Origin of the sequence: Pseudomonas sp. GGS8, assembly GCF_024168645.1 — a bacterium.
Lineage (GTDB): Bacteria > Pseudomonadota > Gammaproteobacteria > Pseudomonadales > Pseudomonadaceae > Aquipseudomonas.
Window position 1 is genome coordinate 1189834 of the sequence record NZ_JALJWF010000001.1, and the last position, 12598, is coordinate 1202431.

The 12598-nt window shown below is 61.3% G+C and carries 13 protein-coding genes and 1 pseudogene; all 14 read left to right on the plus strand.

The features are described 5' to 3' along the window. The first annotated feature begins 98 nt into the window (after positions 1–98). The 14 genes and pseudogenes from J3D54_RS05235 to J3D54_RS05300 all read left to right on the plus strand — a co-directional run bounded on the left by J3D54_RS05235 (position 99) and on the right by J3D54_RS05300 (position 12491). Positions 99–887: an ABC transporter ATP-binding protein gene (locus tag J3D54_RS05235; protein WP_253416975.1), complete on the plus strand. Its 789-nt coding sequence runs from the start codon at positions 99–101 to the stop codon at positions 885–887. Then, positions 884–1831, plus strand: a complete 948-nt coding sequence (locus J3D54_RS05240) for an ABC transporter substrate-binding protein (protein WP_253416976.1) — start codon at positions 884–886, stop codon at positions 1829–1831. Before J3D54_RS05235 ends, J3D54_RS05240 begins: the two co-directional genes overlap by 4 nt. Continuing rightward, positions 1828–2838, plus strand: coding sequence for an iron ABC transporter permease (locus J3D54_RS05245; RefSeq protein ID WP_253416977.1), 1011 nt, complete (start codon positions 1828–1830; stop codon positions 2836–2838). Before J3D54_RS05240 ends, J3D54_RS05245 begins: the two co-directional genes overlap by 4 nt. Before the next feature lie 409 nt (positions 2839–3247). After that, positions 3248–3621, plus strand: a pseudogene (locus tag J3D54_RS05250) (DUF6124 family protein). A gap of 422 nt (positions 3622–4043) precedes the next feature. Then, entirely contained in the window at positions 4044–5309 is a 1266-nt protein-coding gene (urtA, locus tag J3D54_RS05255; protein WP_253416978.1) for an urea ABC transporter substrate-binding protein, read from the plus strand. 159 nt (positions 5310–5468) lie between these two features. Continuing rightward, positions 5469–6971 (plus strand): urea ABC transporter permease subunit UrtB, encoded by a 1503-nt coding sequence (gene urtB / locus J3D54_RS05260; protein WP_253416979.1) that lies wholly within the window; start codon positions 5469–5471, stop codon positions 6969–6971. Further along, positions 6971–8050 (plus strand): urea ABC transporter permease subunit UrtC, encoded by a 1080-nt coding sequence (gene urtC / locus J3D54_RS05265; protein ID WP_253416980.1) that lies wholly within the window; start codon positions 6971–6973, stop codon positions 8048–8050. Before urtB ends, urtC begins: the two co-directional genes overlap by 1 nt. Positions 8051–8073: 23 nt before the next feature. Next, a complete protein-coding gene (gene urtD / locus J3D54_RS05270) occupies positions 8074–8916 on the plus strand; it encodes an urea ABC transporter ATP-binding protein UrtD (RefSeq protein ID WP_253426505.1) in 843 nt (280 codons plus the stop codon). Positions 8917–9056: 140 nt separating this feature from the next. Then, entirely contained in the window at positions 9057–9755 is a 699-nt protein-coding gene (urtE, locus tag J3D54_RS05275) for an urea ABC transporter ATP-binding subunit UrtE (protein WP_253416981.1), read from the plus strand. A 31-nt stretch (positions 9756–9786) separates the two neighbouring features. Continuing rightward, positions 9787–10626 carry an urease accessory protein UreD gene (locus J3D54_RS05280; RefSeq protein ID WP_253416982.1) on the plus strand — a complete coding sequence of 280 codons (840 nt, stop codon included), beginning with the start codon at positions 9787–9789 and terminating at the stop codon, positions 10624–10626. 171 nt (positions 10627–10797) lie between these two features. Beyond that, a complete protein-coding gene (gene ureA / locus J3D54_RS05285; RefSeq protein WP_007937143.1) occupies positions 10798–11100 on the plus strand; it encodes an urease subunit gamma in 303 nt (100 codons plus the stop codon). A gap of 9 nt (positions 11101–11109) precedes the next feature. Next, on the plus strand, positions 11110–11643 hold the full coding sequence (locus tag J3D54_RS05290; RefSeq protein ID WP_253416983.1) for a GNAT family N-acetyltransferase: 534 nt from the start codon (positions 11110–11112) through the stop codon (positions 11641–11643). Between the two features lie 6 nt (positions 11644–11649). Beyond that, complete coding sequence (locus J3D54_RS05295) at positions 11650–12183, plus strand: GNAT family N-acetyltransferase (RefSeq protein WP_253416984.1); 534 nt, start codon at positions 11650–11652, stop codon at positions 12181–12183. Next, positions 12183–12491, plus strand: a complete 309-nt coding sequence (locus J3D54_RS05300; protein ID WP_253416985.1) for an urease subunit beta — start codon at positions 12183–12185, stop codon at positions 12489–12491. Before J3D54_RS05295 ends, J3D54_RS05300 begins: the two co-directional genes overlap by 1 nt. Positions 12492–12598 lie beyond the last annotated feature (107 nt).

Consider the following 12598-nt stretch of genomic DNA (forward strand, 5'->3'; position numbering starts at 1 on the left):
AACTGCGGTGTCAGGTTTGGGGTCGCTGCGCAACCCAACGGGGGCAAGCCCCCTCGCCACAGTTCTGTATGCAGGCTTGAACGATCATCAGGAATGAAATGACTTCGCTGAACATCACCAACCTCGCCTGGACACCCCTGGGTCACGGCCATTGCCATCACCAGTTCCAGCTGCGTGACGCATCGCTGCACGTGGCCGCCGGTGAGTTCGTCGGGTTGATCGGACCCAACGGCAGCGGCAAGACCAGCCTGTTGCGGTGCGCTTATCGCTTCAGCAAACCCGAGAGCGGTGAGGTAAAACTCGAGCATCACAACGTCTGGAAGCAATCCTCACGCTGGTGCGCGCAACGCATCGCCGTGGTGCTGCAGGAATTCCCCGACGCCTTCGGCCTGACCGTCGATGAAGTGGTCGCCATGGGCCGCACACCGCACAAAGGTCTGTTCGATGGCGACACTCTCGAAGACCGAAAGCTCGCGACCCAAGCCCTCGAATCGGTCGGCCTCAAGGGCTTCGAAGACCACGCCTTCGCCACCCTGTCCGGCGGTGAAAAGCAGCGCGTAATCCTCGCCCGCGCCCTGGCCCAGCAACCGCAATTGCTGATCCTCGACGAACCGACCAACCACCTCGACCCGCGCTTTCAACTGGAACTGCTGCAGCTGGTCAAACGCCTGCAGATCGGCACGCTGGCGAGCATTCACGACCTCAATCTGGCGGCGGCCTTCTGCGATCGGCTGTACGTGATCCATCACGGTCGCATCGTGGCCAGCGGCACCCCCAAAGAAGTCCTGACCACACACCTTTTGCACAACGTGTTCGGCGTCGACGCCCTGATCGATGACCATCCCTTGCACGGCTACCCACGAATCACCTGGATAACCCAACCATGACTTTGCGTTCCCTGCTTTGCGTCGCGCTGTTGCTGGGCAGTGCCCATGCCTTCGCCGAGGCCACGAAATACCCGCTGACTGTCCAGAGCTGCAACCGCGCAGTCACCTTCAAGCAAGCGCCAAAACACGCGGTCAGCCACGACATCAACATGACCCAGATGATGCTCGCCCTCGGCCTCAAGCCCAGGATGGCCGGCTACAGCGGCGTGACCGGCTGGAAATCGGTGACGCCCCAGATGCAGACCCTCCTCGACGGTTTACCGGAACTGGCGGCCAAGTACCCGTCAGTGGAAACCCTGCTCAACGCCAACGTCGATTTCTTCTTCGCCGGTTGGGACTACGGCATGCGCGTGGGCGGTGACCTCACGCCGCAAACCCTGCAACCGCTGGGCATCAACGTCTATGAGTTGACCGAGTCCTGCGCGTTCGTGATGAAGCGTCCACCGGCCAGCCTGGAAGACACCTACAACGACCTGCGCAACCTCGGCAAAATCTTCGACGTGCAGGATCGCGCCAACACCGTGATCGCCCAGATGCAGGCGCAAGTCGTCGAAGTGCGCAAGGATCTGCCGACCGACAAGCCTCGGGTATTTCTGTACGACAGCGGTGAAGACCGGGCCATGACCTCCGGACGCCTGGGCATGCCGCAGGCGCTGATCGACGCGGCCGGCGGGCGCAACATTCTCGATGACGTCGAGGCGAGCTGGACCCGGGTCAACTGGGAGAACGTGGTCGAGCGCAATCCGCAGGTGATCGTGATCGTCGATTACGGCGAAGTCACCGCCGAACAGAAGGAGCAGTTTTTGCTGAACAACCAGGCCCTGCAATCGGTGGACGCGATCAAGAACCAGCGCTTTATCGTCATTCCGTACGTGCAGGCCACGCCGGGGATCGATAACGTGCTGGCGGTCGAAACCCTGGCCAAGGGTTTCCACGGCGAATGATCGATCGTCGCTATGCCTTGTTGCTGATGGCCCTCGGCGCGCTGTTGCTGGTGTCGTGCGTGGTGTCGCTGGGCTTTGGTCCGGCGCGGGTGCCGGTGGAGGTGGTCTGGCGGATTCTGCTGTACAAGGCCTTCGGTTTTGGCGAGCAGAGCTGGGCCGCCGGCCAGGAACACATCGTCTGGCTGATCCGCGTGCCGCGCATGTTGCTCGGCGCGCTGGTGGGCGCCGGCCTGGCGCTGATCGGCGCGGTGCTGCAAGCGGTGACGCGCAATCCATTGGCTGATCCGCACCTGCTCGGTGTGACCTCCGGCGCGACCCTCGGCGCGGTGATCGTGGTGTTGCATGTCGGTGAAATCGTCGGCCTGCTGACCTTACCGATTGCGGCGTTTATCGGCGCGCTGCTGAGCATGCTGATCGTGCTGATGATCGCCAATCGTCATGGGCGGCTGGACAGTGATCGGCTGCTGTTGTGCGGCGTGGCGGTGTCATTCGTGATGATGGCGATCGCCAATCTACTGTTGTTTCTCGGTGATCACCGCGCCAGTTCGGCGGTGATGTTCTGGATGCTCGGCGGGCTTGGGTTGGCGCGCTGGGAATTGCTCGCGGTGCCGGCTGCCAGTGTGTTGTTGGGGTTGGTGTTGCTACTGGGCATGGCCCGGCCGTTGAATGCGTTGATGGCGGGTGAACAGACTGCCGTGACCCTCGGCCTCAATGCCCGTACCGTGCGGCTGCGGGTGTTTTTGATTGCCTCGTTGATGACTGGGGTGCTGGTGTCCATCAGCGGCTCGATTGGTTTTGTCGGGTTAATGGTGCCGCACATTGCGCGGCGGTTGGTAGGTGCCGAGCATCGTCGGTTGTTGCCGGTCTGTGTCTTGCTGGGCAGCCTGTTCCTGGTCTGGGTCGATGTGGCCGCACGAACGTTGATCGCCCCGGAAGACTTGCCCATCGGCGTCGCCACCGCTGCGATTGGCGGGCTGTTCTTCATCGGTCTGATGCGCCGGCGCTGACTCGCCGCTCCCACAGGGTGATCATTCCCACGCTCCGCGTGGGAATGCCGCCAGGGACGCTCCGCGTTCCGCTTTTGAATGTTTAACGGATGTGTCAAAACACGGAACTTTCCCACGCCTTTTTCAGGTTGTTCGTCGGACGGGAGCCCTCTAGTCTTGGGCTGTCGCTGAACACTCAGCGATCGGGTGTGAGAACCCGGGAAACATTAGCCATGCAGCACTCGTATCAGCATAATTGCCGTCAGCTTATCCGCTGCCTGCAAATGCGTTATGGCGGCTGTGTGTGGGCGGGCTTCGGTCCGGCCGGTTTCTTGGTTTCCCGGTTTCTCACCCCGCACACAGCTGCCTCCCTCTTTGCCGCGTGAGAAACGGCAAGTGGTGGCTCCCATTTGAAAACCAAGGTAGTCACATGAATAAGAAACTCATACCAGATCCACCCGCCGACGACACCAGCACTCCCGACCCCGAAACCTTGCGCGCTGAAGACCTGCTCAAAGACCGCGAAGCCATAAAACGCGCCCTCGACTACTATCTCGATCCCCCGGCGCCCTACACCGAAAAAACCCGCCGCCCAGCACCATGTTCATCGTCGCCCCGAACATGGATACCGAAAGCCTGCTGGCCCACGCCTGTGAATCGTTAGCCACGGCGAGTGTCCTGACCAGCGACTTCGCCAACGACCTGACCGCCCCGCAGCGCTACACGGCGCTGGCGATTCAACAGAGCATCATGCTGGCGGAGCTGGCGGTGAACCGGGCGCTGGATAACGTCGACCCAGCGTAATCCCCCGCTCTTTGGGAAAGAGCCTTTGTGGCGAGGGGGCTTGTCGGAACGCCGCATCGCCCCGTTGGGTCGCGAAGCGGCCCCAAAACCTGCAACTGCGGTGTATCAGGTACACCGCGTGCAATGGTTTTACGACTGCTTCGCAGCCGAACGGGGGCAAGCCCCCTCGCCACAGGTTTTGTATTCACAGCGCCTTTACCTTAACTGACCGGCATTGGGGCAATCCTTCGCCCCAATGTGGCGCATCTTCTCGCACCAACGCGCCAGCCCCGTCCCTTCATGGTGCGTCACTCAACCCCCGCAACCGCTCTAATACGACATTTCCTTGCCCGTCCCCGACCGGGCACAGCCCTTGCAAAACAGCCTTCAGTCGTCCGCATCTGCCAACCATAAAAAACTTTAACGTTCATGGAGATCGCACAATGAAGCGTCGCAGTTTGATCAAGGCTTTCACACTCACGGCAAGCATTGCCGCGATGGGCATGACCTGGACTGTCCAGGCCGCCGAGACCATCAAAGTCGGTATTCTGCATTCGTTGTCCGGGACCATGGCGATCTCCGAAACTTCGCTTAAAGACATGGCGTTGATGACCATCGACGAAATCAACGCCAAGGGCGGCGTGAACGGCAAGATGCTGGAGCCTGTCGTCGTGGACCCGGCATCGAACTGGCCGCTGTTCGCCGAAAAGGGCCGGCAGTTGCTGACTCAGGACAAGGTAGCAGTGGTGTTCGGTTGCTGGACCTCGGTGTCGCGTAAATCGGTGCTGCCGGTGTTCGAAGAACTCAACGGCCTGCTGTTCTACCCGGTGCAATACGAAGGCGAAGAGATGTCGCCGAACGTGTTCTACACCGGCGCGGCACCCAACCAGCAGGCGATTCCGGCGGTGGAATACCTGATGAGCGAAGAAGGCGGCAGCGCCAAGCGTTACTTCCTGCTCGGCACCGACTACGTCTACCCGCGCACCACCAACAAAATCCTGCGCTCGTTCCTGCACTCCAAAGGTGTGGCCGACAAGGACATCGAAGAGGTCTACACCCCGTTCGGCCACAGCGATTACCAGACCATCGTGGCCAACATCAAAAAATTCTCCGCCGGTGGCAAGACAGCAGTCATCTCCACCGTCAACGGCGACTCCAACGTGCCGTTCTATAAAGAGCTGGCCAACCAGGGCCTGAAAGCCACCGACGTTCCGGTCGTGGCGTTCTCCGTGGGCGAAGAAGAATTGCGCGGCATCGACACCAAACCGCTGGTGGGCAACCTCGCGGCGTGGAACTACTTCGAGTCGGTCGAGAACCCGCAGAACAAAAAGTTCGTCGCCGACTGGAAGGCCTACGCCAAGAAACACAACCTGCCGGGCGCCGACAAAGCGGTGACCAACGACCCGATGGAAGCCACCTACGTCGGCATCCACATGTGGGCGCAAGCCGCCGAGAAAGCCAAGTCCGCCGACGTCGACAAAGTCCGCGAAGCCCTGGCCGGCCAGACTTTCGCCGCACCGTCCGGCTACACCCTGACCATGGACAAGACCAACCATCACCTGCACAAGCCAGTGATGATCGGCGAGATTCAGGCCGACGGTCAGTTCAACGTGGTGTGGCAGACCGAAGGGCCGATCCGCGCCCAACCGTGGAGCCCGTTCATTCCGGGTAATGACAAGAAGCCGGAGTATGCGGTGAAGAGCAACTAAGCCATTGGATGTCGGGGCTGGGCACGGAGCTCAGGCCCGACACAACCCCTGTGGGAGCTGGCTTGCCTGCGATGGCATCACCTCGGTGCATCAGATACACCGAGTCGTCTGCATCGCAGGCAAGCCAGCTCCCACAATGTCCGCGCAAGGCGACTTTTTATGCCCACTGCCCTTTACCGCTTCATTCTCGCCATCATGCTGTTATTGCCGATGGCCACCCACGCCGGCGACGCCGAAGACTTCGTCGCGGCCAATCCCGTGCAGCAAGCCAAGCTTCTGGAAACCTGGGCCGCGCAGCCCGATCCGATCCGTATCGAACTGATCAACGCCCTGCAACAAGGCGAACTGACCGTCGATGGCCAACCGAAAACCCTGCGCCTGAACAATCGCCTGCGCGGTCTGATCGACACCGCGTTGGCCAGCCACCAATTGCTCGCCGCCGACGCCAAAACCCGTCTGACCGCCGCGCAGCAATTGCAGAAAAGCGCCAAACCGGCGCAGTTGAAATTCCTCGACCAGCAACTGGCTGGCGAAAAAGACGAAACCGTTCACGCCGCCCTGAGCCTGGCGCTGGCCAATCTGCAACTGGTCGACACCGACCCGGCCGTGCGTCTTGCGGCGGTGCGTTTACTCGGCGAAACCGGCGACCCGCTGGCCCGCACCCGCCTCGAAGGGTTGCTGGAACCTGGCGTCGAAGCCGATGCCGGCGTGCGCACCGCCGCCGAAACCAGCCTGGCCCAGGTCAAACGCAAACTGCTGATCGGCGAAATGCTTGGGCAGGCTTTCAGCGGCATGTCTCTGGGTTCGATTCTGCTGCTGGCGGCGTTGGGGCTGGCGATCACCTTCGGCCTGCTCGGGGTGATCAACATGGCCCACGGCGAGATGCTGATGCTCGGCGCTTACTCGACGTACGTGGTGCAGTTGATGTTCCAGCGTTTCGCGCCGCAAGCCATCGAGTTCTATCCGCTGATTGCCCTGCCGGTAGCATTTTTCGTCACCGCCGCCATCGGCATGGCGCTGGAGCGTACGGTGATTCGTCACCTCTACGGTCGCCCGCTGGAAACCCTGCTCGCGACGTGGGGCATCAGCCTGATGCTGATCCAGTTGGTGCGCCTGGTGTTCGGCGCGCAGAACGTCGAGGTGGCCAACCCGGCGTGGTTGTCGGGCGGGATTCAGGTGCTGCCCAATCTGGTGCTGCCGTACAACCGCATCGTGATCATCGCCTTCGCCTTGTTTGTGGTGGTGCTGACCTGGCTGCTGTTGAACAAGACCCGCCTTGGTTTGAACGTGCGCGCCGTCACCCAGAACCGCAACATGGCCGCTTGCTGCGGCGTACCGACCGGGCGTGTGGACATGCTCGCTTTCGGCCTCGGCTCCGGCATTGCTGGCCTCGGCGGCGTGGCGCTCAGCCAGATCGGCAACGTCGGCCCGGACCTCGGCCAGAGCTACATCATCGACTCGTTCCTGGTGGTGGTGCTCGGCGGTGTCGGTCAACTGGCCGGTAGCGTGCTCGCCGCCTTCGGGCTGGGGATAGCCAACAAGATTCTCGAACCGCAGATCGGTGCGGTGCTGGGCAAAATCCTGATCCTCGCGCTGATCATTCTGTTCATCCAGAAACGTCCGCAAGGCCTCTTCGCACTGAAAGGACGGGTGATCGACTGATGAACCAGCCTCTGCTCGTTACCGCGACAAAAAAAGCCGGCCCCAAAGTCACCATCGCTGTTGGCGTGGTGATCCTTGTCTTGCTGTTGGCGTTGCCACTGCTGTCGCTGTTATCGCCCGTCAGCGTTTTTCACGTCTCGGCCTACACGCTGACGCTGGTGGGCAAAATCCTTTGCTACGCCATCGTCGCCCTGGCCCTCGATCTGGTCTGGGGCTACGCCGGTCTCTTGTCCCTCGGTCACGGTCTGTTCTTCGCCCTCGGCGGTTATGCGATGGGCATGTACCTGATGCGCCAAGCCTCGGGTGATGGCTTGCCAGCGTTCATGACGTTCCTGTCGTGGACCGAATTGCCATGGTACTGGACCGGCACCAGCAGCTTCCTCTGGGCCATGTGCCTGGTGGTATTGGCGCCGGGATTACTGGCGCTGGTGTTCGGTTTCTTCGCCTTCCGCTCGCGGATCAAGGGCGTGTATTTCTCGATCATGACCCAGGCCCTGACCTTCGCCGGAATGCTGCTGTTTTTCCGCAACGAAACCGGGTTTGGCGGCAACAACGGCTTCACCAATTTCCGCAGCATTCTCGGCTTTGGCATCACGGAACCAGGGACTCGCGCGGTGTTGTTTTTCGCCACGGTGCTGTTGCTGGTGGCGAGTCTGTTCATCGGCTGGCGGCTGGCGCAAAGCAAGTTCGGTCGGGTGCTGACCGCATTACGGGACGCGGAAAACCGCCTGATGTTCTGCGGCTACGACCCGCGCGGCTTCAAGCTGTTTGTCTGGGTATTGAGTGCGGTGTTGTGTGGCCTGGCGGGGGCGTTGTATGTGCCGCAAGTCGGGATCATCAACCCGAGCGAAATGTCGCCGACCAACTCGATCGAAGCGGCTGTCTGGGTTGCCTTGGGGGGGCGCGGCACGCTGATCGGGCCGCTGCTCGGTGCCGGCGTGGTCAACGGCATGAAGAGCTGGTTCACCGTGGCGTTTCCGGAATACTGGCTGTTCTTCCTCGGCGCGCTGTTCATCGTCGTGACGTTGTATCTGCCTAAGGGTGTGATCGGTCTGCTGAAGAAAAGGGGCGAACAATGAGGATCACTGCAACGGCTGAATTCATGCTCGAACCGGTCTTTTTTCCACCAGAGCCCAACAAGGACGCCGGCAGCAGCCGCGATGCCATCGGCCTCGGCCAACGCGTCGGCCCAGGCCTGAATACGCGTCACGGCACCATCCTGACCCTGGAAGACATCAGCGTCAGCTTCGATGGCTTCAAGGCCCTGAACAATTTGAACCTGTACATCGGCGTCGGCGAATTGCGCTGCATCATCGGCCCCAACGGCGCGGGCAAGACCACGCTGATGGACGTGATCACCGGCAAGACCCGCCCCAGTCACGGCAAGGCCTGGTTCGGTGAAACCCTCGACCTGACGCAGATGAGCGAAGTGCAAATCGCCCAAGCCGGTATCGGTCGCAAGTTCCAGAAGCCAACCGTGTTCGAAGCGCTGAGCGTGTTCGAAAACCTGGAGCTGGCGCAGAAAACCGACAAGTCGGTGTGGGCCAGCCTTCGAGCTCGCCTGAGTGGTGAACAAAAAGATCGCATCACCGAAGTGCTGGAAACCATTCGCCTGACCAGTTCGGTCAATCGCCCGGCGGGACTGTTGTCCCATGGCCAGAAGCAGTTTCTGGAAATCGGCATGCTGCTGATGCAAGACCCGCAACTACTGCTGCTCGACGAGCCGGTGGCGGGCATGACTGATGCCGAAACCGAATTCACCGCAGAACTGTTCAAGCGCCTGGCGGGCAAGCATTCACTGATGGTGGTGGAACACGACATGGGCTTCGTCGGCTCGATCGCCGACCACGTCACCGTGTTGCACCAGGGCAGCGTACTGGCCGAAGGGTCGCTGGAGCAGGTGCAGGACAATGAACGGGTGATCGAGGTCTACCTCGGCCGCTAGACCAGCAAATACAAAACCTGTGGGAGCGGGCTTGCCCGCGATGAGGCCTGCACATCCAACATCTTTGTTGAATGACACACCGCCATCGCAGGCAAGCCAGCTCCCACAGGGTTCTGTGTGGAACAGAAGGAATTTTGAACATGCTGCAAGTCGACAAGCTGCACCAGTACTACGGCGGTAGCCACATCCTGCGGGGCCTGACGTTTGAGGTGAAGGTCGGCGAAGTCACCTGCCTGCTCGGGCGCAACGGCGTAGGCAAGACCACCTTGCTCAAATGCCTGATGGGTTTGCTGCCGGCCAAAGAAGGCGCGGTGAACTGGGAAGGCCAACCGATCACCACGTTCAAACCGCACCAGCGGGTGTATGCCGGTATCGCTTACGTGCCTCAGGGTCGGGAAATTTTCGGTCGATTGACCGTGGAAGAAAACCTGCTGATGGGCCTGTCGCGGTTTCCCGGCTCCGAAGCCAAGGAAGTCCCGGCGTTCATTTACGAGCTGTTCCCGGTGCTGCTGCAAATGAAACAACGGCGTGGCGGTGACTTGTCCGGTGGTCAGCAACAGCAGCTGGCGATCGGTAGAGCACTGGCCAGCCGACCACGGCTGCTGATTCTCGACGAACCCACCGAAGGCATTCAGCCGTCGGTGATCAAGGAAATCGGCGCGGTGATCAAAAAACTCGCGGCCCGTGGCGACATGGCGATTTTGCTGGTGGAGCAGTTCTACGATTTCGCCGCCGAGCTGGCCGATCAGTACCTGGTGATGTCCCGGGGTGAAATCGTGCAGCAGGGTCGTGGCGAAAATATGGAAGCCGAAGGTGTGCGCGGACTGGTTACGATCTAACCTGCAGTGTCCTGACGATAATTAGAAAATCATGAATTTACCTGCCCCTATCACGCTGTTCACCCCAAGCTGGCATGCCGAGCTGGAACTGGGCTACGCCCGTTTCGGCGATAGCACCCGCCCGGTGCAGCGCCGTCATAAAGGCCCGCTGCGGGTGCAGAAGCACTTGTATGCCGAAGGTCCCGAAGTGTGTCAGCACATCATCGTCCACCCACCGGGCGGGATTGCCGGCGGTGATCGGCTGGACATCTCGGCCAGCGTCGGCACGCACGCTTGGGCGCAAATCACCAGCCCCGGCGCCGCCAAGTGGTATCGCGCGGCCGGGCCGGCTTATCAGAAACTCGACTTGCGCGTGGCTGCCGGTGCTACGTTGGAATGGCTGCCGCAAGAGACGATTATCTTCAGCGCCGCTCAGGCTGAACTCAGCACGAGCATTGATCTTGAGGGCGATGCCCGGCTGTTCTACTGGGACGTGGTGGCGCTGGGTCGCCCGGCCAGTGGCGAACGCTTCGACCTCGGACACTTCCAGGCCCACCTGGACCTGCGCCGCGACGGCCAATTGCTGTGGCACGAACGCCAGCGCATTGTCGGGGCTGACGGTTTGCTCGATTCGCCGATCGGGCTGGATGGGCAACCGGTGTTTGCGACGTTGCTGGTGACCGGGGAGATTGATAGCGAACTGTTGGAAAAGTGCCGCTCGCTGCCCAATGAGGTGCGCGGTGATCTGACGCAATTGCCGGGGCTGTTGGTCGCCCGGTGCCTGGCCAGCGAGGCGTTGTTGGCACGGGGTTGGCTAATTGATTTGTGGCGATTGCTCCGGCCTGCGTTGCTCGGCCGCGAAGCCGTCCCGCCAAGAATATGGAGCACCTGATGTGTGCTTTTTGTGGGAGCGGTGGTGCGACGATTCGACTTGCCCGCGATAGCGGTCCTACAGTCAACATCTCTGCAAGATGTCATGGCCTCATCGCGGGCAAGCCCGCTCCCACAGGTTTTGTATTTACAGATCCGAATACCTTTTTATCTGCCCTGATGGATTTCTACGATGGACCTGACCCCACGCGAAAAAGACAAGCTGTTGATCTTCACCGCCGGCCTCGTGGCCGAACGGCGTTTGGCTCGCGGCGTGAAACTCAATTACCCGGAGGCCATGGCCTACATTTCCGCGGCGCTGCTCGAAGGCGCGCGTGACGGCCAGACCGTGGCCGAACTGATGCACTACGGCACCACCCTGCTCAGCCGCGAACAAGTGATGGAAGGCATCCCGGAAATGATCCCGGAGATCCAGGTCGAGGCGACGTTTCCCGACGGCACCAAACTGGTCACCGTCCACCAACCGATCGCCTGAGGCCGCGCCATGACTTACCACATACGTGATGCGCTGCACGCCGATCTGCCGGCGATCCGCGACATCTACAACGACGCCGTGGTCAACACCACGGCGATCTGGAACGAACAGGCCGTGGACCTGGGCAACCGCCAGGCCTGGTTCAGCGCCCGGCAAGCCCAGGGTTATCCGGTGCTGGTGATCGTCGACGGCGACAACAGCGTACTCGGCTACGCTTCATTCGGTGACTGGCGGCCGTTCGACGGGTTCCGCCACACGGTCGAGCACTCGGTGTACGTGCGCAACGACCAGCGCGGCAATGGCCTCGGGCCGCGACTGATGGAAGTGCTGATCGAACGCGCCAAAGGCTGCAACAAACACGTGATGGTCGCCGCCATCGAAAGCGGTAACGGCGCGTCGATCCGGCTACATGATCGGGCCGGTTTTGTCGTCACCGGCCAAATGCCGCAGGTGGGTACCAAGTTCGGCCGCTGGCTGGACCTGACCTTCATGCAACTGATCCTCGACCCGGGCGCAATGCCACCTGGTCCCCACAAGGAGTGATACGCCATGAACGCCGCCCAACTGCGACGCGTCAATGTTGAAAGCTTTGCGCACTATCGTCAGGGATTGATTGATCTGCTGCTCGACGCCGTCGGCTATGGCGCCAGCGTCGGGTTCATGGCGGATCTGGACGCAGCGCAGGCCCGCGCCCATTTCGATGAAGTCCAGGACAACCTGAACAAAGGCAACGTGCTGCTGTGGGTGGTGGTCAAGGACGAACAGGTGCAGGCCAGCGTGCAACTGAACCTGTGCCAGAAAGCCAATGGGCTGAACCGCGCCGAAGTGCAGAAACTGTTGGTGCGTGAACATGCCCGTCGTCGCGGCCTGGGCCAACAGATGATGCATGCCGTTGAGCTCGCCGCCCGCCAGCACAAGCGCGGCATGCTCTACCTCGACACCGAGGCCGGCTCCCCCGCCGAAGACTTCTACAAGGCCCTGGGTTACACCCGTGCCGGTGAAATCCCCGACTACGCCTGCGACCCGAGCGGCCACTACAAACCGACCGCCCTCTACTACAAGATTCTCCAAGGAGCCCATTGATGATTCCCGGTGAATACCAGATCCAGCCCGGCGACATCGAACTCAACGTTGGCCGCCGCACGCTCAGCCTGAAGGTGGCCAACAGCGGCGATCGGCCGATCCAGGTCGGCTCGCATTATCACTTCTTCGAAACCAATGACGCCCTGACCTTCGACCGCGCCGCCAGTCGCGGCATGCGCCTGAACATCCCCGCCGGCACCGCGGTGCGCTTCGAACCGGGGCAGAGCCGCGAGGTCGAGCTGGTCGACCTGGCCGGGCATCGCCGGGTGTTCGGGTTTGCCGGCAGGATCATGGGTGAGCTCGACTGACACCGTCCCTGTGGCGAGGGGGCTCGCCCCCGTTCGGCCGCGCAGCGGTCGTAAAACCTGCCACCCCGGTTCATCAGACAAAACCTCATCAATTAGATTGCGAGCGC